The sequence below is a fragment of the Alkalibacterium psychrotolerans genome (genome assembly GCF_054784355.1).
Genome location: NZ_BAAGPH010000016.1, coordinates 31003 through 52581 on the forward strand (window position 1 = coordinate 31003; position 21579 = coordinate 52581).

General features: G+C 44.5%; 21 protein-coding genes. 10 read left to right on the forward strand and 11 right to left on the reverse strand.

Going from position 1 to position 21579, the window contains the following annotated elements:
- Positions 1-171 precede the first annotated feature (171 nt).
- The 3 genes from proB to ACYVLS_RS02765 all read left to right on the forward strand — a co-directional run bounded on the left by proB (position 172) and on the right by ACYVLS_RS02765 (position 4085).
- Positions 172-978 carry a glutamate 5-kinase gene (gene proB, locus ACYVLS_RS02755; protein WP_460320999.1) on the forward strand — a complete coding sequence of 269 codons (807 nt, stop codon included), beginning with the start codon at positions 172-174 and terminating at the stop codon, positions 976-978.
- Between the two features lie 21 nt (positions 979-999).
- On the forward strand, positions 1000-2244 hold the full coding sequence (locus ACYVLS_RS02760) for a glutamate-5-semialdehyde dehydrogenase (RefSeq protein ID WP_460320957.1): 1245 nt from the start codon (positions 1000-1002) through the stop codon (positions 2242-2244).
- Between the two features lie 242 nt (positions 2245-2486).
- On the forward strand, positions 2487-4085 hold the full coding sequence (locus tag ACYVLS_RS02765) for a SulP family inorganic anion transporter (RefSeq protein WP_460320959.1): 1599 nt from the start codon (positions 2487-2489) through the stop codon (positions 4083-4085).
- Between the two features lie 303 nt (positions 4086-4388).
- Here ACYVLS_RS02765 and ACYVLS_RS02770 read toward each other — a convergent pair whose 3' ends face one another.
- Genes ACYVLS_RS02770 through ACYVLS_RS02795 form a run of 6 tightly spaced genes read right to left on the reverse strand, consistent with a single transcriptional unit; the run spans position 4389 to position 9715 of the window.
- A complete protein-coding gene (locus tag ACYVLS_RS02770; protein ID WP_460320962.1) occupies positions 4389-4670 on the reverse strand; it encodes a chorismate mutase in 282 nt (93 codons plus the stop codon).
- Positions 4667-5758 carry a chorismate synthase gene (aroC, locus tag ACYVLS_RS02775; RefSeq protein ID WP_460320965.1) on the reverse strand — a complete coding sequence of 364 codons (1092 nt, stop codon included), beginning with the start codon at positions 5756-5758 and terminating at the stop codon, positions 4667-4669. The genes ACYVLS_RS02770 and aroC overlap by 4 nt, the downstream gene beginning before the upstream one ends.
- Complete coding sequence (gene aroA, locus ACYVLS_RS02780) at positions 5739-7019, reverse strand: 3-phosphoshikimate 1-carboxyvinyltransferase (protein WP_460320967.1); 1281 nt, start codon at positions 7017-7019, stop codon at positions 5739-5741. The genes aroC and aroA overlap by 20 nt, the downstream gene beginning before the upstream one ends.
- Positions 7016-8104 (reverse strand): 3-dehydroquinate synthase, encoded by a 1089-nt coding sequence (gene aroB / locus ACYVLS_RS02785; RefSeq protein ID WP_460320969.1) that lies wholly within the window; start codon positions 8102-8104, stop codon positions 7016-7018. Before aroB ends, aroA begins: the two co-directional genes overlap by 4 nt.
- Before the next feature lie 13 nt (positions 8105-8117).
- Entirely contained in the window at positions 8118-9158 is a 1041-nt protein-coding gene (gene aroF, locus ACYVLS_RS02790) for a 3-deoxy-7-phosphoheptulonate synthase (protein ID WP_460320971.1), read from the reverse strand.
- Positions 9155-9715, reverse strand: a complete 561-nt coding sequence (locus ACYVLS_RS02795; protein ID WP_460320973.1) for a hypothetical protein — start codon at positions 9713-9715, stop codon at positions 9155-9157. The genes aroF and ACYVLS_RS02795 overlap by 4 nt, the downstream gene beginning before the upstream one ends.
- A gap of 711 nt (positions 9716-10426) precedes the next feature.
- Between ACYVLS_RS02795 and ACYVLS_RS02800 the strand changes: the two genes are divergently transcribed.
- The 5 genes from ACYVLS_RS02800 to ACYVLS_RS02820 all read left to right on the forward strand — a co-directional run bounded on the left by ACYVLS_RS02800 (position 10427) and on the right by ACYVLS_RS02820 (position 13421).
- Positions 10427-11236: a shikimate dehydrogenase family protein gene (locus ACYVLS_RS02800; protein WP_460320975.1), complete on the forward strand. Its 810-nt coding sequence runs from the start codon at positions 10427-10429 to the stop codon at positions 11234-11236.
- Positions 11237-11240: 4 nt separating this feature from the next.
- A complete protein-coding gene (locus ACYVLS_RS02805; RefSeq protein ID WP_460320978.1) occupies positions 11241-11771 on the forward strand; it encodes a shikimate kinase in 531 nt (176 codons plus the stop codon).
- Positions 11752-12201 (forward strand): type II 3-dehydroquinate dehydratase, encoded by a 450-nt coding sequence (aroQ, locus tag ACYVLS_RS02810; RefSeq protein WP_460320980.1) that lies wholly within the window; start codon positions 11752-11754, stop codon positions 12199-12201. The genes ACYVLS_RS02805 and aroQ overlap by 20 nt, the downstream gene beginning before the upstream one ends.
- Positions 12198-13052 (forward strand): prephenate dehydrogenase, encoded by an 855-nt coding sequence (locus ACYVLS_RS02815; RefSeq protein WP_460320982.1) that lies wholly within the window; start codon positions 12198-12200, stop codon positions 13050-13052. Before aroQ ends, ACYVLS_RS02815 begins: the two co-directional genes overlap by 4 nt.
- 66 nt (positions 13053-13118) lie before the next feature.
- Positions 13119-13421 carry a bacteriocin immunity protein gene (locus tag ACYVLS_RS02820; protein WP_460320984.1) on the forward strand — a complete coding sequence of 101 codons (303 nt, stop codon included), beginning with the start codon at positions 13119-13121 and terminating at the stop codon, positions 13419-13421.
- 573 nt (positions 13422-13994) lie between these two features.
- On the opposite strand, the gene ACYVLS_RS02825 is transcribed toward ACYVLS_RS02820, so the two are convergent.
- From ACYVLS_RS02825 to ACYVLS_RS02840, 4 genes are all read right to left on the reverse strand, one after another.
- Positions 13995-14447, reverse strand: coding sequence for a GNAT family N-acetyltransferase (locus ACYVLS_RS02825; RefSeq protein WP_460320986.1), 453 nt, complete (start codon positions 14445-14447; stop codon positions 13995-13997).
- A 61-nt stretch (positions 14448-14508) separates the two neighbouring features.
- Positions 14509-15522, reverse strand: a complete 1014-nt coding sequence (trpS, locus tag ACYVLS_RS02830; protein WP_460320988.1) for a tryptophan--tRNA ligase — start codon at positions 15520-15522, stop codon at positions 14509-14511.
- Between the two features lie 81 nt (positions 15523-15603).
- A complete protein-coding gene (locus ACYVLS_RS02835; protein WP_460320991.1) occupies positions 15604-17292 on the reverse strand; it encodes a hypothetical protein in 1689 nt (562 codons plus the stop codon).
- The gene (locus ACYVLS_RS02840) at positions 17282-18073 is read right to left on the reverse strand and encodes an ABC transporter ATP-binding protein (RefSeq protein ID WP_460321002.1); all 792 of its coding nucleotides are present in this window, start codon (positions 18071-18073) and stop codon (positions 17282-17284) included. The genes ACYVLS_RS02835 and ACYVLS_RS02840 overlap by 11 nt, the downstream gene beginning before the upstream one ends.
- Before the next feature lie 121 nt (positions 18074-18194).
- Here ACYVLS_RS02840 and ACYVLS_RS02845 point away from each other — a divergent pair, with 121 nt between their 5' ends.
- Together ACYVLS_RS02845 and ACYVLS_RS02850 are read left to right on the forward strand one after the other, a co-directional pair.
- Positions 18195-19088 (forward strand): lysostaphin resistance A-like protein, encoded by an 894-nt coding sequence (locus ACYVLS_RS02845; protein ID WP_460320993.1) that lies wholly within the window; start codon positions 18195-18197, stop codon positions 19086-19088.
- 120 nt (positions 19089-19208) lie between these two features.
- Positions 19209-20630 (forward strand): M20/M25/M40 family metallo-hydrolase, encoded by a 1422-nt coding sequence (locus ACYVLS_RS02850; RefSeq protein ID WP_460320995.1) that lies wholly within the window; start codon positions 19209-19211, stop codon positions 20628-20630.
- 123 nt (positions 20631-20753) lie between these two features.
- Here ACYVLS_RS02850 and ACYVLS_RS02855 read toward each other — a convergent pair whose 3' ends face one another.
- Positions 20754-21395 carry an HD domain-containing protein gene (locus ACYVLS_RS02855; RefSeq protein ID WP_460320997.1) on the reverse strand — a complete coding sequence of 214 codons (642 nt, stop codon included), beginning with the start codon at positions 21393-21395 and terminating at the stop codon, positions 20754-20756.
- Between the last annotated feature and the right edge of the window lie 184 nt (positions 21396-21579).

Genomic DNA, 21579 nt, shown 5'->3' on the forward strand with positions numbered 1-21579 from the left:
GAACTTCACCAACTGAGGCTCACCTTTCAGTTCCATACCAGTAAAGCTTAAACCAGCGATACCATATAGCTTTTCTAGACATAACTTGTTATACTATTGAGAAGTAAAGTCACTTGTAATAATATAGTAAATACTTATGCAATAGATTGGATGGAAATCATGTCAGAATCAATGAGAGAAAAGATAAAAAACAGCAAACGAATTGTCATTAAAGTCGGGACAAGCACAATTATGTATCCTAATGGATCCATCAACCTTCAGCAAATGGAAAAACTGTCCTTTGTTCTGAGTGATCTGAAGAATCAGGGAAAAGAAATTATCCTTGTGTCTTCCGGGGCTATCGGTGTAGGACTGGCACGCATGAACTTGACGGAACGGCCCGTAACCATTCCTGAACAGCAGGCCATTGCTTCAATCGGTCAGACGGAACTCATGAGTCTTTACAGCAAGTTCTTCTATCATTACGGCCACCAGGTTGGACAGGTTCTCTTGACTAAAGACGTAACTGACTTTCCGGTCAGCCGCGAGAACACAGTCAATACCTTTGAACAGCTGCTGATTAAACACGTGGTGCCAATCGTAAATGAAAACGATACGGTATCCGTGGAAGAACTGGATCACCTGACTCGCTTTGGCGACAATGACACCTTGTCTGCGATTGTTCTGGAACTGACGGATGCGGACTTACTTGTTATGCTGTCAGATATCGATGGTTTTTACGACAAGAACCCAACAAAATACGTCGACGCCAAACGCTTTGATACCATTTCTGATATCACTGAAGATATTCTGGCCCTAGCTCAGGACTCCAGTTCACGCTTTGGAACCGGTGGGATGATTACCAAGCTGAACGCCGCACAAATTGTCATGGCAGCGAAGAAGCAGATGGTTCTGGCAAGCGGATACGACTTATCTATTTTATTTAATATACTTTCCGGAGAACATGTCGGGACACTTTTTACAACTCAAGACGATTAAACCTAGAAAGGTCTGAATAGAATGCATACATTAATTGAACTCGGAAAAAGTGCCAAGCAGGCGGAACGTCAACTCGCTCAGGCAACCACCCCTCAAAAAAACGAAGCACTTGAATTAATGGCCGAGGGACTGCTGGCTTCATCAGAGGACATTATTTCAGAAAATCAAAAAGATACGGAGGCAGCAAAACAAAACGGTATCAGCGATTCTCTGCTTGATCGTCTGACACTCACTCCTGAGCGCATTGAAGCCATGGCACAAGGCTTGAAAGATATTGCCAAACTACCGGACCCTGTCGGCTTGGTTGACAGCATGTGGACGAATGAAGCCGGCCTGAAAATCGGCCGCCAGTCGGTTCCCCTTGGTGTGATTGGGATTATTTATGAAGCCCGACCAAACGTAACGTCCGATGCAGCGGGTCTGTGTTTCAAATCAGGAAATGTCGTCATTTTAAGAGGCGGAAAAGAAGCTTTCCACTCCAATAAGGCCATTGTGACAAGTCTACGCTCAGCTCTTGAAAAAAGTACGCTGCCGACAGATGCCATTCAGCTGCTTAAAGACACGTCTAGAGAAACGGCTCGAGAAATGATGCAGCTGAGCCGCTACTTGGATGTGCTGATTCCTCGAGGTGGTGCAAATCTGATTAAAGCTGTAGTGGAAAATGCTACCGTACCGGTGATTGAAACAGGTACGGGCAACTGTCACGTTTATGTTGATCAGTCAGCCCAGCTGGATATGGCCAGAGACATCGTGGTCAATGCCAAAACGGACCGCCCGTCTGTCTGCAATGCAGCTGAGACCTTGCTTGTTCACGAAGATAAAGCTGAAGAATTTCTGCCAGTTCTGGAAGAAGCGCTCGCTCCATGGAAAGTTGAACTGCGTGCAGACGACAAAGCGGCCGGCATTTTGAAGCAGTCTACACCAGCAATAGAATCGGACTGGGAAACAGAATTTCTCGATTATATTCTGGCTGTCAAAGTCGTTTCGTCGCTCGATGAAGCACTGGACCATATCAACCGCTACAGTACCGGCCATTCGGAAGCCATTGTCACCAATGACTACTTCGCCGGCCAGCGTTTCCACCGCGAAGTGGATTCCGCAGCCGTTTATGTGAATGCGTCCACCCGCTTTACCGACGGCTTCGAATTTGGCTTTGGAGCAGAAATCGGCATCAGCACACAGAAACTGCATGCCCGCGGTCCAATGGGCTTGCCTGAGTTGACCTCTTCCAAGTATATTGTCTTTGGAGACGGCCAAATTCGCTAATTTAAAATTCTATAGAATTATTAACCGGACGAGGATAATCTCGTCCGGTTTTTTCATATCTCGTTCTTTGCTCACATCCGAACATTGTGATTAGTTAGAATATCTACCAACTGTAATGTAAGCGTTATTTTTAAATAAACCTATATTTGTCAGAATTTACATAGGTAAAACATTAACATTATGGTAGACTGTTTAATTGTGAGGTTTGTGAATAACAAACTATAGAAAAAGGAGAGATAACTGTGCAACATTTAGATAAAAAAAGCAAGACCTTCAGCCCAATGCAGCTGATAAAAGATAACAGGAAACTTTTGAAAGATGACTTTCTGTCCGGATTGACCGTCGCCTTGGCTCTAATTCCTGAGTCCATCGCTTTCGCCTTCGTGGCTGGAGTCAGCCCGATTTTGAGTCTTCAGACTGCCGTCATGATTGGGTTTGTAGCTGCTATCTTTTCAGGACGCCCTGGGATGATCAGCTCATCTACCGCAGCGATTTCAGTTGTGTTTGCTTCACTGATTGCGACGCACGGTTTGGAATACCTCTTTGCCACTGTTGTACTGATGGGACTAATCCAAATCAGCATCGGCCTGCTCAAGTTAGGCAAGTATGCCCGAATCATTCCCTACCCGGTTATGCTTGGATTTTTAAATGGCTTGTCCATTTTGATTTTCTTGTCTCAGTGGGATTTATTCAAAACCAATTCAGTTACCACAGTTAACGGAACAGAAGTTATGCAGTCAACCTGGCTGCCTGGTCCACAGATAGCTCTGATGCTGTTTTTCGTGGCCTTCACTATGCTGATTATTCATTTCGTACCTAAGCTGACGAAAGCTGTTCCGTCCAGTTTGATTGCCATTATAGTCATGACGATTATCGCTTTAGGTTTAGGTCGTTTCGGTATTCACCTGCAGAATGTACAGGATTTTGCCGGCATGGAAATCAGCGGCGGCTTGCCCCGTTTCCATATCCCGATGGTTCCTATTAATATTGAGACCTTGCAGATTATCTTCCCTTATGCTTTAATCGGTGGATTAGTTGGTCTGTCCGAAGCTGTTTTAACCCTTCAAGTACTTGACGAAATGACAAACACACGCGGGCGCACGAACAAGGAAATCATTGCTCAAGGAGCTGCCAATCTAGTCAATGGCTTCTTTGGTGGAATGGGTGGAGACGCGATGATTGGTCAATCCATCATCAACATCAAATCAGGTGGCCGTAGCCGTATTTCAGGTCTCGTTGCCGCTTCAGCTTTAATGTTTTTCATCATGTTCGGTTCAGCCTTCATCAATGCGATTCCACTAGCCGGTTTGGTTGGGGTTATGTTTATGGTTGTTGTGAGTACCTTTAAATGGGAAAGCCTGCGTTACAGAGGCAAAGTACCTGCTCAGGACATCCTCGTCATTTTAATTGTATCGGTCATTACTATCTTTGCTGATCTGGCAACGGCTGTAATTGTCGGTGTCATTGTATCTGCTCTCATCTTTGCCTGGGAAAAAGGAAAAGTCATCTATGCCAACGTGGAAGAATCAGAAGATGAAGGAAAAACGTACAAAATCAATGGAACAATTTTCTTCGGTTCTGTCTTAAACTTCAAGGATATCTTTGATGTCACAACGGACCCAGAAGAAGTCGTTCTGGACTTGAAATACGCTAAAGTATCCGACTACTCAGCGGTTGAAGCCATCAGTTCTCTAACCAAACGTTACGAAGAAGCAGGCAAGAACTTCAAGATTGTCCGTTTAAGCGAAGACTGTAAACGCATGTTCCATAACGCCAATGCCTTTACGTCAATCACAATTGAAGAATCGGAAGAAGAACTGATTCAGTACCCTTACGTTTAATAAGGCAGGAAGTCATCATTGTTTTAAATCGACTTTTAAAATGCTGACACTGTGTCTGAACTACACAATTTTCTAAAATAATGGAGTTCAGGAATCTGAACTCCACTATTTGAAGGATTTTTCCGGTTTGAGTGCAGTTCAGGACTTTTTAAAATGAGTGAACTGCACCATAGCTGCAGTTCAGCTGTTTAAAATCAGTTAAACTGCATTATTTTCCCGAAAAGTTTAATTCAGCTCTCAACAAAAAAAGACAAGCATTATCCGCTCTCTATAAGAGTGGGTAGTGCTTGTCTTTTTTGCTTACTAACCGTCTTGTTCACGCATCAATCGTTCCTGCGTTTCTTTCGTAATCCCCATCAGGGAACGGTAAAAATCAGCTATTTCTTTTTTAAATGCCGGATTGTTCAGCCGTTCTGTATTTTTCTGGATAACCGCCTCTTCCCGGCTGGCATCCAAGATAGGCAGCTGATGCTTTTTCTTGTACTCGCCTACTTTTAGAACAGCTTCCAACCGCTTCTCAAACAAGGCTGTCAGCTCCTGATCAATCTGGTCTATTTCCTTACGGTACTGGTCCAGTTCGTTCATTCTCCAGCCCCCAGCATCAAATCAGTCAGTCCGATGGCTGTAACAGCTTCAAGGACAGGGAGGACACGCGGGACGATACATGGATCGTGACGGCCCTCAACGCTTAGTTCAGCTGATTTTCCTTCTTTGACGTTGATGGTTTCCTGTTTCTTCTTGATGGATGCGGGTGGTTTGACAGCTGTACGGAAAACGATAGGCATGCCGTAAGTAATGCCGCCGATAATTCCACCGTTGTTATTCGAACGAGTTTTCACTTGTCCATCTTCATCGTAGTAGTATTCGTCATTAGCTTCAGACCCTTTGAGCTTGGTAATGTCAAAGCCAATGCCGAACTCAATACCCTTTGTAGCCGGCACAGAAAACACAAGGTGGGCCAGCGTCGACTCGACAGAGTCAAAGAAAGGATTGCCGTAACCAGCCGGTATGCCCAGCACAAAGGTTTCGACGACACCGCCGACCGAATCGCCTTCTTCTTTGGCATCTAGAATCAGCTGACGAATCTCTTCTTTCCTGCTTGGATTGAACATCGGCAGTTCTTCCTGACTGAAGGCTTCTACTTGCTCTGGCGTGACTGTTTTCTGGTCCGCAAAACGTTCATCTTCAATGTTTCCTATGGACTGGACATGTGAGCCGATTGTGACACCCTTTTGCTCAAGCAGCTGTTTACAGATTGCTCCAGCAAATACGATAGGCGCAGTAATCCGTCCGGAAAAATGCCCGCTTCCTCTATAGTCGTGATGCCCCTTGTATCTCATCAGCCCCGGATAATCCGCATGCCCTGGACGCATAACATCCTTCAGCAAACTGTAATCCTTGGAGCGAGTGTTTGTGTTACGAATAATAGCTGTCAGTGGTGCCCCCGTTGCCTTGCCGTCCAAAAACCCGCTCAAGATTTCAGGCACATCTTTTTCTTTTCTAGGCGTAGCTAAATCACTACGACCTGGTGCCCGACGACTCATTTCTAACTGGACTTTTTCTAAATCAATTTCAAGTCCTGGTGGCAGTCCGTTAATCGTAATGCCAATGGCGTCACCATGCGATTCTCCAAATAGTGACAATTCCAGATTTTTACCCCAAATGCCGCTCATGTATGTGTCCTCCTAGTGTTTTAAATACGTCCCAGAAATCCGGGTATGACTTTGCAACACATTCTCTGTCTTTAATAACGATGGGTTCTTCACAACGGGTCGATGCGATACCAAGCATCATAGCCATCCGGTGATCCTTATGACTCCAGACGGTCACGCCACCTTTCAAATAGCCTACTCCCTTAATGACTAGTGCGTCTCCATCAATATGGATGTCTGCTCCTAACGCTTCCAGCTCTGATTGAGTGGCCATCAGCCGATCGCTTTCTTTTATGCGCAGACGTTCCAGATTTTCAAAACGTGTCCGGCCTTTTGAGAGAGCTGCTGCCAGAGCCGCTACGGGAATAATATCCGGAAACTGAGAGCCGTCAATGACACGGTCCGTTTTCTTTTCCAGTTTATCCAGAATCTCCACTATAGCTTTGTCGCCTTGAAGAGACTCTTCGTTTAAGCCTTTAAGCTGAAGATTATTGCCCAGTTGGTTGGCAGTCAGGAAAAAGGCCGCTTGAGAATAATCCCCTTCCACAGTGTAATCAGCTGCCTGTATTGACTGACCTCCAGAAATAATAAAGGTTTGACCGTCATCTTCAACCTGGATGTCTAAGCCGAAATCTTTAAAAACGGCTAAAGTTAAATCGATGTAACCCTCGGACTCCAGAGGTGTTGTCACATTAATGCGGGAGTCTCCTTTTAAAAACGGTAAAGTCATTAACAGACCCGTAATGAACTGGGAGCTAATGTCCCCTCTCATGTTTACCGTGTCCGATGATAAATCACCTTTAACGAGTAAGTCCAGTTTTTCAGTATCCAGCACTTCATAGTCGAGGCCCTGAGTGTGGAACAGTTCCTCATACGGTGTAAGTGGCCGTTTGCCGAGCTTTCCACGACCAATAAAGCGTGTTTTCCCTTTAAATAAGGTCGCAACCGGTACAAGAAAACGAAGAGTCGACCCTGATTCGTTACAGTCAATCAAACGAACTTTGTCATTTTCTGTGCCGTCCGCTACTTGACTATTTAAACGGCTGGCATTAAGCCCTACACCTTGAATCGTCAAGACATCTTCTCTTTCCGTGATCTCTGCTCCAAAGGCGCGCATGCCGTCGATGGTCGCCCGGATATCATCAGAAAACTGTATGTTTCTGACCGTGCTTTGTCCTTCTGCTAAAGCCGCACAGATGATGGCACGATGAGCCAGGCTTTTAGATGGGGGAACAGTTACGCTCCCTTTTAATCGATTGGGTCTGATTTCTAAGTCTGTCACAGTGTCTGTCCTCCTCGTTTCAATGCATCAAAGAAGTGACTGTCTGTCTGATAGGTCACTGCTTTTCCTGCTTGTTCAAGCAATACTACATTCAACTGATTGTTCAGCTGCTTCTTGTCTTTTTTTACATACGGTAAAATGGCATCATAAGCAGTCACGTCAGGCAAGGTTGTCGGCAACTTGTGTGTCTCAAGCACTCCAATAAGCTCATCTGCTGTTCCTGCCTCGGTCAAGCCCTTCTGCTCTGAAATGTGTGTCAAGGTCACCATCCCAATGGCTACAGCGTGTCCGTGGGTAATCGACTCATAATGATAAAAGGCTTCGATGGCATGCCCCAGCGTATGCCCAAAATTCAAAAGCATACGCACGCCTTTGTCTTTTTCATCCTGTTCAACCATTTCTCTTTTTATATCACAGCTTCTGGAAACAATGGTCTCAATTTCTGCCATCACTGCTTCTCTTGAATTAAGCTTGGCCAGTTTTCTTAAAAATGATACATCATGAATGCAACCGTACTTAATCACTTCAGCCATACCGTCCGCGAAGTAATGGGCCGTCAGTGTTTCAAGCACCAGCGGATCGATAATCACCTTGGTGGGATGATAAAAGGCGCCGACCAGGTTTTTTCCTTCCGGCAAATCCACGCCTACTTTACCACCGACACTGCTGTCGACCTGCGCCAGTAAAGATGTAGGAATTTGAACGAAATCGACACCTCTCAGGTAAGAAGCAGCCGCAAAGCCAGTAATATCACCAACCACACCGCCTCCCAGAGCCACAATGACGTCACTTCGGGTCAGACCCGCTTCTATCAGCCGAGAGTAGATGCTAGGCATTGTTTCAAACGTCTTTGTCTGCTCACCAGGTTCAAGTATGATCATACAGACGTCGAAACCCTCATCGGCTAACTGGCCTTGGACCTGTTCGCCATAATGCCGTGCAACGTTTTTATCTGTAATGACCGCGACCCGTCGACTAGTCGTCATCTCTGCGATTTCTTTTCCAACCTGGTCCAGCAGGCCTTTTTTAATTTTGATTTGATAAGACACTGCCGACTGCGGCAGTATCACTTTAATTTCACTCATGCTAACAGACTCCTTATTTTACTGCAGCCTGTTCAGTTAAAGGAACAGTACGCCCTTCAACTGATGCTAGTTTCTCTGCTTTTTCCATCAGAATACCGAATTCGTCAGGTGTCAGGCACTGCTCACCGTCACTCCATGCATTTTCCGGATCATTGTGCACTTCAATCATCAGACCATCTGCTCCGGCAACAATACCCGATTTCGCACCCGCTTCAACGAGGTAAGACATACCTCCTGCGTGACTCGGATCAACTATAATAGGCAGGTGAGAGAGTTTCTTGATGACCGGTACAGCTTGAATGTCCAATGTGTTACGTGTTTCCGGCTCAAAGGTTCTGACACCACGTTCACATAAGATGACATTGTCGTTTCCTTCAGACATGATGTATTCAGCAGACATCAACCATTCTTTGTATGTCGCAGATAACCCTCGTTTTAAAAGAACTGGTTTATTGGTTTTTCCGACTTCTTTCAGCAAATCAAAGTTCTGCATATTTCGTGCACCGATTTGAATCATATCCACTGAATCGACAAACTCATCAATCCATTTGGTCGACATCAGTTCCGTGACAATCGGCAGGCCGGTTTCTGCTTTGGCTGCTTGAAGCATGCGCAGGCCTTCGAGTTCCAGTCCCTGGAAGCTGTATGGCGATGTACGCGGCTTGAAGGCTCCGCCGCGGAGGAAGTTAGCCCCTGCTTTTTTAATCTGCTTGGCTACGCGGACAATTTGTTCTTCACTTTCGACAGAACACGGCCCGGCAATGATGCCCAGTTTTTCTCCACCGATTGTTTCCTGCCCGACTTGAACTTCAGAATTTTCCGGGTGGAACTTGCGGTTGGCACGCTTGTAAGGTTCTTCAACGCGAACAATCTGTTCAACTTCCGGACGGGCCTGCAGGCGGTGCGTCTCAATGGCGCTCGTGTCGCCAATCACACCTAGAAAGTCGCGTTTAATATCTGAAAAATGACTGACAGAAACGCCTTCTGCTTCGACTTTCTCTGTAATTTCCTTAATTGCTTTAGCAGTAGTCCCCTGTTTTAATACAATAATCATTTGATAATCTCCTCTTCTTGTTTGATTTTATAAAGACACCAGACCATTTCCGGTTCATAGCGCTCAATTAACTGATAGTCGTCTGTTCGTTCATTTTCAAAAACATCTTCACTTATAATGGTGTACTTCAGACTCTTTTTTTGAAAGGCGGTCCAGGCCTTTATCTTGCTGTCAGTGTAAGTGATTGGAATGGATTCATTCATCCTGTCCAGGTATTTTTCCAGAAAGATAGCAGTCGCCGGGTGAATCATGGCACTGTCTTCTTTTCGCAATTTATTTTCAACTAAAACCATCGGCTTCGTCTTTTTTGAAAAGACACTCAGTAGCTCGATTCTGTCCCAGTAGTCATAATTGAATTCCTTCCAGCCATATGGCTTTCTGGCACTCTGAAAGGCTACGGGAAGCAGAACGCACTCCCCCTTGAAATGGTCAAGCTGATGCAGGATGGTGTCAAAAGATGGATAGCCAACGATATCGTCCTCCTCTGCACTCACCAAGGATTGCGCTGCGGCATAACTGTCTGTCCCTTCCGGACCTAAGGTGTGAATAATCATCATAATCTCCTCCACTGATAGTAACTCTTTCGTTATAGCTTCTCCTAACCAAATGCTCTGTGAGACCTTAATTGTTCAAGAATTGAAAATCCCTACAAATCTTATAATGAGACTGAGGTCGCATATGCTCCCTCACTGTTTTGTGCGTAGGGAATGAAATTCCTGACGCACTCACGAAGGATACTCAGGTCGCTTTGCTCCCTGACTATTTTGCCCGTAAGGATTGAAAATCCAACGGGCAAAATAAAAACGCTGCACCGGTTATCTGTTTTTTAGAAAACAAGATAATCGAATGCAGCGTTGGTTGAAATCACATTTATAAATAATTGATTCATTTATAGGTGTGCGCCCATTCGATTTCCTGTGAAATCTATGGGGGCACTGTTTGTTAACAGCTTAAAATGCTCTAGCCTCCATAGATTTTCCTAAAGAAGCTAAAGTAATAACGATTCAATTGTGGGGTCATTAGATTGTTTAATTCGGTATTCATTAATAACACTCCTCAACTGATTTCAGCTATCAACTAACTGTGCTCACAATATTAGCTAGAGTAAAAACAGATGTCAAGGATTAAATTAAAAATAATTGTTGTTTTTATCATTTTCCTCTCATGTTACACTTTAGAAAAGCGTTTTTAATTAGGATTAAACCCTGCACAGTTGCAATTTTCTTATCCACATGGTTATACTTTAAAAAAAAACAGGAGGTCACTCGATGAAATTTTACGGACTGATTGGGGAAAAGCTGACACACAGTCTGTCACCCAATCTGCATAAAACCATTTATCAAAGAACAGGTATCGATGCTGCCTATAAAAATTTTCCGTGTCCTAAAGAGTCCGTTCCTCAAGTCATTGAGAGTCTCAAACACCTTTCTATCAGTGGGTCGAATGTCACCATCCCTTATAAAGAGACCGTTATGCCTTTGCTGGATGAAATTAGTCCCACAGCAAAAAAATTGGGTATCGTCAACACGATACTCAATGATAACGGCTACCTTAAAGGCTTCAACACCGACTACGAAGGGTTTGGACTGCTCTTTGAGCGTCGAGACTGGGATCTGGCGGGCAAGTCGGTGACTGTTTTAGGTACCGGAGGTTCTTCAAAAATGGTGGTTCAGTACCTTAAAGATCATGGGGCATCTTCTATCACACTCGTTTCACGAACATCTAAAGAAAAGAACCCGGACAGTTTGGTAACGTATGCCACTTATGACCAGCTGTCTGAATTAAGCGGCGACTATTTAATCAATACTACACCCGTTGGCATGTACCCAAATGGCGGGGTCTCGCCGATAACAGATGAAACAGCTCAGCATTTTGATGCCTTTATCGACTTGATATATAATCCGCTGGAAACTGTCTTTTTGAAACAAGCCCGTGTTTTAAACAAACCTGCCGTCAATGGTCTAGAAATGCTGGTTGGTCAGGCTATCAAGTCCATTGAAATATGGGAAGACCGCACTTTGCCAGTTTACTTGATGGATGAGCTGATTCAAGACTTTAATCAGTGGAAGGAGATGTAGCCTGATGGTAAATATTGTATTAATTGGCATGACAGGCAGCGGGAAATCAACGATTGGCAAAGAACTAGCCAAGCGGTTGAACCTTTCTTTCATTGACATGGATACCTACATTGAAGAAAAAGCTGAAAAATCTATTCCAGAAATTTTTGAAGAAGGCGAAGCGGTTTTTCGGTCATTGGAAACTGAAGCTTGCAGAGAACTGGCAGAAGTTACTCATTCCGTCATTTCCACAGGCGGAGGAGCGGTTGTCAAAACTGAGAATCACAAGTGGCTGAAGCAAGCCGGGACAGTCGTCTGGATTGACCGGCCGATTGATTTAATTGCATCAGATATAGAAACTGCTCACCGGCCTCTTTTGAAAAAAGGCACGGATAAACTTTATCAGTTGCACGATGAAAGACAGCACTTGTATGCTGGACTGGCTGATATAACTATTAAAAATGACCAGCCGCTTGAACAAACCATCGAATCACTGATTGAACAGTTAAAAACTATGGATAAAAAGGAGAGCCTTCATGAAAATTTGGATAATTAACGGACCGAATTTAAATCTACTGGGAACAAGAGAACCCGATATTTATGGGCACGAGACTCTAGATACCATCAACCGTCGTATGCAGAGCTACCTTATCGATAAAGGTCATATATATGATTTCTATCAGAGCAATTCCGAAGGGGCACTGATTGACAAGATTCAAGAGGCGCGTGAAGAAAATGTGGATGGTATTGTCTTTAACCCGGCTGCCTACACGCATTACAGCTACGCCTTGCATGATGCAGTCAAGGCTGTGTCGATTCCGACAGTCGAAGTCCACCTAAGCGCTATCCATTCACGTGAGTCCTTCCGAAAAGAATCGGTCATCGCTCCCGCCTGCATTGGACAAGTGTCCGGCTTCGGCCCTAACGGTTACCTTCTAGGTATTCAGGCTTTAGAATACCACTTGTCAGAGGAGAACCAGACATGACCTTAGCGATTGTAGGACTCGGTGCCATTGGCGGATCCTTTGCCATGAGCCTAATGAAAAACAGTTCTGAGCACATCATCGGTATTGATATCGATGAACAGACGATTGCCTATGCACTTGAACAAAAGATGATTCATGAAGGGACAACGCAGGCAGAAGACGCGCTAAGTCAGGCGGACGTTATCATGCTGACCCTTTACCCCAGCCAGTTGGCTCCCTTTGTCAAAAGGTATAAGTCTCATTTTAAAAAGGGCGTCGTCTTCACTGATGTAACTGGCATTAAGGCGTCTATCATCAAAGAAGTGACACCAGTCCTCCCAGACCAGGCTGACTTTGTCTTTGCCCACCCCATGCGTGGCAGCGAGAAAAAAGGCATTAGCGGAGCATCAATTGATAAATTCGAAGGCGCAAATGCGTTGATCACGCCTGTACCTTTAAATCAGACAGAAAACATTGATAAAATTGAAGCTCTATACCGTAAAGCGGGTTTCACGACAATCACCCGTGTCACCCCTGAAAAACACGATGAGCAGATTGCCTATGTCAGTCAGCTGATGCATGCTTTATCCGTATCAGTGGTCAACAGCAAGCAGGCTTCCGATGATACACTGCTGTTTGCCGGCAACAGCTTCAAAGAGCTGACCCGCATTGCCGATATCAATGTCGATTTGTGGAGCGAGCTGTTTTTATACAACCGACAGGCCTTGCTCGAATCGATTGACTGCTTTGAACAGGAACTGTCTACATTAAAAAAAGCACTGCAGTCCTGGGATGAAGAAAAAGCGGACAGCAATGCGGATTTGAAGACCTTTCTCACCCGCTCGCGTGACCAGCGGAGAGAGTGGTACTGAATAATGTCTATACAATTTTCACCTTCTCGGCAACTTAATTAGAACAAGAGATAAAGGAAGGGTATCATGAAGAAAAATCAGCAAGAAAAACTTATCGATGCAATGAGCGTCGCCTACTCTGATCCGGAAGTAAAAAAAGACGGGCATATGCACCAATTACTATTTGACTCTGCCAAGCAATTAACCAAGGGACAAGATCACCGCGTTATTTGTGTGCGTCTCAGTAAAGAAATTGCACGATTTTCAATTAGAAATAACTTGAAGACCCCTCAATCTTTAAATGATTTATATGAACTGGTAAGAGGTGTTCATATGTCTCATAGAGGATCGATCGCTGCTACAACACTGTGGTGGCGGGGCGGAAGATAGCTAAAAAAGTTGTATCGAATCTAAACTAGGGTATTTTTTATTTTATAAGTGCAAACACAGTGCCGGGAATGGTTCTAAAAGAAAAAACGGACTTTAAAAGGGCATCTTCAGTCAACTGGACTGAAGATTTCAAATCAGCATGCCCAAGTTCGTCAACCTTCGGCATACTCCATGACAACACCAATCCGAGCAGACCGAACTAAGCATCACTTCGGTCTGCTCGGATTATTAATTATCTGAGTTTACCCTAGTCCTCTAAACTTCGGTAAACTCAGTTATCTTTTAAAATGAGTTTGCCAAATCTTCCATTTATTCAGCACACTCACTTCCTTTCCTTGGTACACTTTGCCGAACCCCACGCTCCTTCGGCAGGCTCCAGGCAGGTAACTCCTCCACATTACCAAAGTATAAGAAGGTTCGGTAACGTCGTCAGACATCATCCTCCCAGTCTGCTTAAGTACCTTCCCAATACTGTTCAGATGCTCCTAAAAGCGCATCTGTTCCCTCTTTAAAGCTCTTAAAAGACGAAAAAAGGAATGCGCCTGCGGGCCGCATTCCTTCCTCCTATCAATTCTATGCTTTCCATTTACCAACTAAAACATTCTCGCCTTCAACCGTGCCTTCTTTAGTGAAGCCAAATGATTCGTAAAGCTTAGTCGCCCACTCATTATCGGGTTCTACACCTATACGAATCTCTTTGACAGACTTATCCGGCTTGTAGTCTCTTAAAAAGTGCGTCAGTGCTTTTTTCCCAATACCTTTGCCTTGATGTTCTTTATCAATCATCAGGCGCTCAAGCCACCAGGAATCAATCGGGTAGGCATCATCCGCTGGATAGTAGCTGCACATCAAAAAGCCGACGACCGTTCCCTCCTGATAAATGGCAAAAGGGTAGCGCTCTTCTTCGTAACTCGCTTCCAGCAGAGACAACCAGTTGGGGGCCACAAAGTTCTCCTGATGGGGATGCACTTTTAAATCCACCACTGTCATATAATTATGTTTGGTTACTGGTTTCAGTTCAATCATAGTCATCACTTCTTTACGAGAGTTTGGCTTTATTACAAAATGATAGGTATACCTCAATCTGTTATTTGAAATAATTAATCCCCATGGCGTCTTTCACTTCATCAAGAGTCTGTGCTGCGACTGCTTCTGCTTTTAGGCTGCCTTCTCTTAAAATTTCCATAACGGCCTCTTTGTCTTCAGCAAACGCTTCGCGGCGTTCGCGGATCGGCTTCAGTTTAGCCTGCAGGACGTCGTTCAAGTAACGCTTGATCTTTACGTCCCCTAAGCCACCGGCGCGGTACTGGTCTTTCAGTTCCTGAACTTTTTCCTTATCGTCATCAAAGACATCCAGGTAAGTGAAGACCACATTGCCTTCTACCTGACCCGGATCTTCTACACGGATATGATTCGGATCAGTATACATGCTCATAACTTTTTTCTGAATAACTTCGGCACTGTCTGACAGGTATATACCATTATTCAGCGACTTGCTCATCTTGCCTTTTCCGTCAATCCCGACCAGACGACCTTGACCTTGAGGCGGCAGGATAATGTCCGGTTCCACTAGTACGTCACGTTTATAGGTACGGTTGAAGTCTCTAGCCACTTCACGTGTCTGTTCAACCATAGGCTTCTGATCTTCACCAACTGGGACATGGGTCGCCTTGAAAGCTGTAATATCTGCGGCCTGGCTGACCGGATACATAAAGAAGCCGGCAGGAATACTTTCATTGAAGCCTTTTTCCTGGATTTCAGATTTAACCGTCGGATTGCGCTGCAGACGCGCAACGGTCACCAAGTTCAAGTAGTATAAAGTCAATTCTGGTAACTGCGGAATTTGCGACTGAATGAAAATAGTCGTTTTCTTCGGGTCCAGACCGACAGCCAAATAGTCCAGAGCCACTTCAATCAAGCTTTGCTGGACTTTTTCGGGATTGTCCGCATTGTCCGTCAATGCCTGCTGATCGGCAATCATGACGAATACGTTTGTGTTGTCTTCTTCTTGTAGTTTTAATCTGTTTTGAAGAGAGCCGACATAGTGTCCCAAATGAAGTTTGCCTGTCGGACGGTCTCCTGTTAAAATAATGCGTTCCATAATTTATTATCTCCTTGTGAATCGTAATCTCATTGTTCTCATTGTATCTTACTTGCTTTGTAAAAAAAAGATAAACCCGCCTTATTTTGCCTTGATTTTACCCTCTTTGCTTTCAAAGCCGCTGCGCATCCACCAGATGTTCAAGCCCGTCAGTAAAAAGAGCAGACCCCACTCAGCAAATGGTATGAACAGCTGACTGGTTATCATGACAATTGACACTAGAATAACCGGGATGAGGAAAATAACCGTCCCCATACAACCGAGGTTTGCATCGGATGCGGAATACTTTCGAGTAAAAGGCATGGCTTTGACCGAGCGCTTTGTCTCAAAATATAAAATGAGACTAACTAGCAGCAGGCCGTTAACCATTTGAAGGCTGTAGGATAAATCTGTAAAGAAGAGGACCATAATAGCCAACACGCCATACATCGGAAGCAGAATTTTGACCAGCATGGCTTTCGTCACAGCTCTTAAAAAAGGCGCTCTAGACTGACCGGGTGTGATCGAGAATACCCAACTGCCTTTGTAATGATTTGAAAACTGAATGGAAACGGCTAACACCGGAACAAGGAACAGCGTGAAGTAGGGCAAATAGAGAAACTGGACCGGACTTGTTTCCATCCCTGGTTGGCCTCCGGTGAGATTGTTAAATGTCATGACCAAGGGAAATACTAGTGCACTGGCGATCGATGGATACAGACGTGTCTTGAATTCTCTTTCCGTTTTGGTCAGCTGCCAGCCAAAGTGATAATAGGCTGATTCCAGCGGCGTAAAGCACAGTAAGCGGGCCGACGCACGTTCAATATACCCGCGTCTGCCCTGCTGAACAGATGATGCATCCATCTTCTGCAAATTGCTTTCAATTCTGTCTGAATTCCAATTGTAAATAAGAGCAAGAAAAACGGTCCCTGCGATTAACAGAAGACTATATAACCCATATGTTGTTGACCAGCCTTCCTGCAGCATTCCAAATGGCGCCACAAACCAGAGCGGAAAGAGGAGCACATGTCCTATCGACAGGTTGATTTCGACCAGAAGGTTTTCCGGGTCGATAATCTGAAAAATCTGACCGACCAAGTAGTAACCGATGACCATGAAAATTGACAAGCTGATCTGACTGTAGGCGATAATATTTTTCAGCCGTTCACCGTCAAACCGTTTCAAAATTGTGGCGTAGACAAACTGGGTCAATATCAGGCACCAAAGTGACGCCAGAAAAGACAGAAACAGAACAAGCAGACCGGCTACAATCCCATTAAAGTAAAAGGTAAAGAGAATCACCGGCAAGCCGATGGCGAGTGTAAAAGCCACCAGATAAATGCCCACATGCGTCGACTTGGCTGCTCCGAGAGTCTTCCGATCAACAGGCTTGGTGCCTATCAAAGTCGCATCTTTTGTGTCCAGTAAAATACCTGAAAAATTAGCAATTAAAGTCGAGAAGGTCATAATAAACAAGAAACTGAAGTAAAGCGTGTACTGAAACACCCAGTTGTCATAGGCAAACAGCACCAGTAAGAAGACACTAATCAGCGTATAGACCCATAAACTGGAGAAGAAATGATTCTTTTCTTCGTCCGACCGCTTGCCTGTCTCCATTCCCGGCAGCGGCGCATCTTTCCGGCCGTCTACGGTCATTTTCATTGAAAGGATGGACCGCATCTGCGGGTAATTGATGCCCAGTCGTATATAGATAAAGGAAAACACATCAATGATTCTTAAATAAATGGGATTTTTATCACTCTTTTTCAATCCTATAACATCACGCATCATCGGCTGCTTCTCCTTTCATAGCAAGAAGAAACTGATCAGCCAATGCACCGTGCTGATCAAAACCGGTCAGGGTATTAAAAAGCTGTTCCAGCGTGCCATCCGCTTCTTCCTTCAGTTCTTCAAAAGGTCCGTCAGCTACCACTTCTCCTTCATTTAGTATCAGGATACGGTCACTCAGTTTTTCGACCGTGTCCATAACATGCGATGAATAAAATATTGTCTTGCCATCTTGTTTCAATTTCCACAAGAGTTCCTTGATGACCTGAACACTGTTGGCATCGAGTCCACTTAATGGTTCATCCCAGAACAGGATATCCGGATTGTGCATCAGGCTGGAAATAATCAGAACTTTCTGGCGCATGCCTTTTGAAAAAGAAGACAGACGGCTGTCGAGCGATTCTTTAATGCCTAATGCATCCATCATCTGTTCAGATTTTGTAAGAATAGTCTCTTCTTTCATGCCGTACAGTTCACCGATAAACAATAAGTATTCTCTAGCGGTTAAGGTTTCATACAAATCTGCATTTTCCGGCACATAGCCAATCCGCGACTTGTAAGAGACATCTTTACTTTCAATGGGTTCACCGAAGATTTTGATTGAGCCTCCGTCTTTTTCAAGCATGCCGAGAATAATTTTCACTGTTGTACTTTTCCCGGCGCCATTTGGTCCAATATATCCGATGATTTCCCCTGGGCTGACTGAAAAAGTTACTTCTTTCAAGACTGGTTTCCCGTCAAATTGTTTCACTAATTGATTGATTTCTAAAATGGATTCCATAATTGCCTCCGTGAGTCATTTTGTATCAGTTTATCATAAATTTATTTCCATAAAGGTATTATTACCATTTTTACTGAAGCTGTGCTAGGATTTAATTATTAGTACAAAGAGAGAAGGGATTGAGATGACCGAGTACGAAACAACATTCGAAAAGGCCTCTATCTGGGCTGTGGTCTGGCGTTTTCTGCTGGCTGCACTCGGTATCGTCGTCATTGTTGGTGTCTTTCTTCTCATTGCATTCATGGGCGAACAGCTGACACTGGTCAGTCTGGTTACCGATGGCCTTCTTTACTTTTCCTTGTACAAACTGACACTCAGCCTTATGAAAAAACAATCCTTAGCTGTCAAAGCTCTTTCCCGCCCCGTTTCCTACTCGGCTCGGGATGTCCTTAATCTGTTTGGCATAGCAGGATTAACCGCTGTCGTCGCCACATCCTTTATCTATTTTATCGTTAGCTTTCTCACTTTTTTCCCCGCCTTATTCGACAGAGTGATGCCTTATTTCATCAGTATTACACTAGTGGATGATATATCTTTTGTATATTTAGTTTTTGTAGCCGTCATCGCTGCACCTATTGTTGAGGAACTTTTTTTTCGAGGCTATATCCTGAATAAATGGGCAGATAAATACGGTGTCAAGAAAGGTGTGATATTCAGTTCATTAGCCTTTATGATCATTCATCTGCGCTCAGTTTTTATCCCCCAACTACTAGTTGGGCTAATTTGCGGGCTACTTTATGTGAAGTACAGTAATCTGCTGTATGCTATTTTCTTTCATGCCATATATAACCTTTTTGTCATCCTGCCTTCTTTATTTATTCAGACCGAATCCCTCGAGGACATACAAGCGGCTTTTCTAGCGGTAAGAAATCAGCTGCCTTTAGAATTCAGCCTCGTTTCACTACTGTTTCTAATCAGCTTTGCATTTTTACTCTATAGTATGAAAAAGTCATTCCGAAAACTTCGAACCCGGCACAGCCCCTATGCATTAAACGTGCAAAAGATAGAAGAATACTAGCAAAGACCTCCTTTTCGGGAGGTTTTTTACTTTTCCCCTTCATCTCTTTAGTATTATGTGTATAATATTAGAATAACTTTACAAACTTTAATCTATTTCTAACAAAGGGGATTACACACTATGACCGACTGGAAAACACTCTACCAAACCTGCGAAACAGCATTGAACGGAAAAAAGGAAGAACACTTGCAGTCTCTCTTTACCCTGCTTCGCCAGCCGAGTATCAGCACCTTGGACATTGGCATCCGTGAATGTGCAGACCTGCTGCTGAATTTAATGGACGACTGCGGCATCGATGCCCGCTTGATGGAAACTGACGGAAACCCCGTGGTCTACGGGGAATACACGCGACCAGAAAACACCCGGACCATTCTTTTTTATGGCCATTACGATGTTCAGCCCGCCGATCCTCTGGAACTGTGGCACTCGGACCCCTTCACCCCAACTATTCGCGACGGTAGAATTTATGGTCGCGGAACCGGAGATAATAAAGGCCAACTTATTGCCCATGTTCTGGCAGTGAAAACCCTGCTTGAACAAAACGGGTCGCTTCCTGTCAATGTCAAGTTTTTATATGAAGGAGAAGAAGAAAAAGGCAGTGTCAATCTGGCTTCCTTTGTTGAAAATAACAAGGAGCTCTTGAAGGCTGATATTGCTTATACGGCAGACGGACCGATGGAAGCGGATGGACAGCCGACTGTGACTCTGGGCAACCGCGGTCTTTTATATGTTGAAATTAAAGCCCAAGGTGCCGACCGAGACAATCACTCGGGAAACAAAGGTAATATTGCGCCCGATCCAGCTATGGCTCTGATGAATCTGATCCGGACAATGGTGGACGAAGACGGCAAGGTGTTAGTCGACGGTTTTTACGACGGCCTTGTGCCTCCAACTGAAGAAGAGCTGGACTACTTACGCAGCATCCCCTTCAGTCCCGAGAAGACGGCAGAAGTTATTGGACTGAACTCTTTACACATGACCAATGAAGAGTACTACACGAATTTATGCTTTAGACCCACCTTTACCATTGCCGGTTTCGAAAGTGGCTATACAGGTGAAGGAACCAAAACTATCATACCCGGGAAGGCCAAACTGAAACTCGATATGCGTCTCGCCCCAAGCCAGGACCCGGATGTCTTATTTGACGCAATCAAAAAACACGTCGAGGCCTTCGATTCTCGCTGTGATATTTCGGTTGAAAAATTGAGCGGAGTGAAACCGTCCAAGACCCCACTGAGTCATCCGTTGGTTCAGCAAATAATTGATTCGGTCGAAGTTGCATACGACAAGGCTCCGATTGTCCTGCCGGCTCTAGGCGGAACAGGACCGATGTTTGTCTTTACTGATATTCTAAACATTCCTTCTGTTACTGTGCCCTATGCGAATGTTGACGAAGATAATCACTCGCCGAACGAAAACATGGGCTTAAAGGAATTCTACTGGGGCATTCAGGCTTCCTGCAGTACCATTTTAAATCTCGGCTTGTCTGAACAACTGGAATCAGAAGAAAGAAGCGGTGCAGCTTCTTTTTCATCCAAATAATAATAGCCTTGGCTGAACTACAGTCAATAACGAAAAACATACAGTTCCGGATTCTTAACTGCATCCTGAGCTGTATGTTTTTGTGTTGAGTAAAGTTCAGCTTCAAGTCTTGCCCCGAACTCTTTACCCTTCCCACTCTTCAAAGAACTGCATTAGGTAATCTTCCATAAAGGCATGGCGTTCTGCCGCCATTTCCTTGGCTGTTTCAGTATTCATTAAATCTTTCAGTTTCAACAGCTTTTCATAAAAATGATGAATAGCGCTCGATTGGCCTTCCCGGTACTCTTTTTCAGTCATTTCTTCTCTGACAGAGAGTTCCGGGTTGAAGAGTAAGTCCCCCTTGCTGCCGGCATAGGCAAAACAGCGGGCAATCCCAATCGCACCTATGGCATCCAGACGATCAGCATCCTGAACTATCTGAGCTTCTAAAGATGTGAGCTTTCGGCCGTTCCCCCCCTTGAAGGATATAGATTGGATAATATCCATAATACGGTCAGCATCAGAGGTCGACACGCCAGCTCCTTCCAGCCAGTATTCCACTTCCTGAAGCGCCTGCCCCTTGTCCTTAACCAGTTTGTCATCAATCAAATCGTGCAGCAAGGCAGACAGTTCGACAATAAAACTGTTCGCCTGCTCTTTTTCAGCCAACTTCGAAGCCATTTTCCAGACCCGTTCGATATGGTACCAGTCGTGGCCTGTGCCTTCGTTTTTTAATTTATCTTTCACCATCTGTTTCGTATCCGCTACAATAGCCTGTTTATTCATCCAAGGTCTCCTCTGCTTTTTTCTAACTTTACCATAATTAAGAAAAAGTGCCCACATCAATAAAAAAAGCTTCGGCTACGCCTTCGCCCTTTTTGGGATAGTGCGTAGCCTTTACTTTTTGAGTTCTGAATAATCATAGATAATACCGTGAACACTCTTATAATAAACAGGTACCATTTCATTT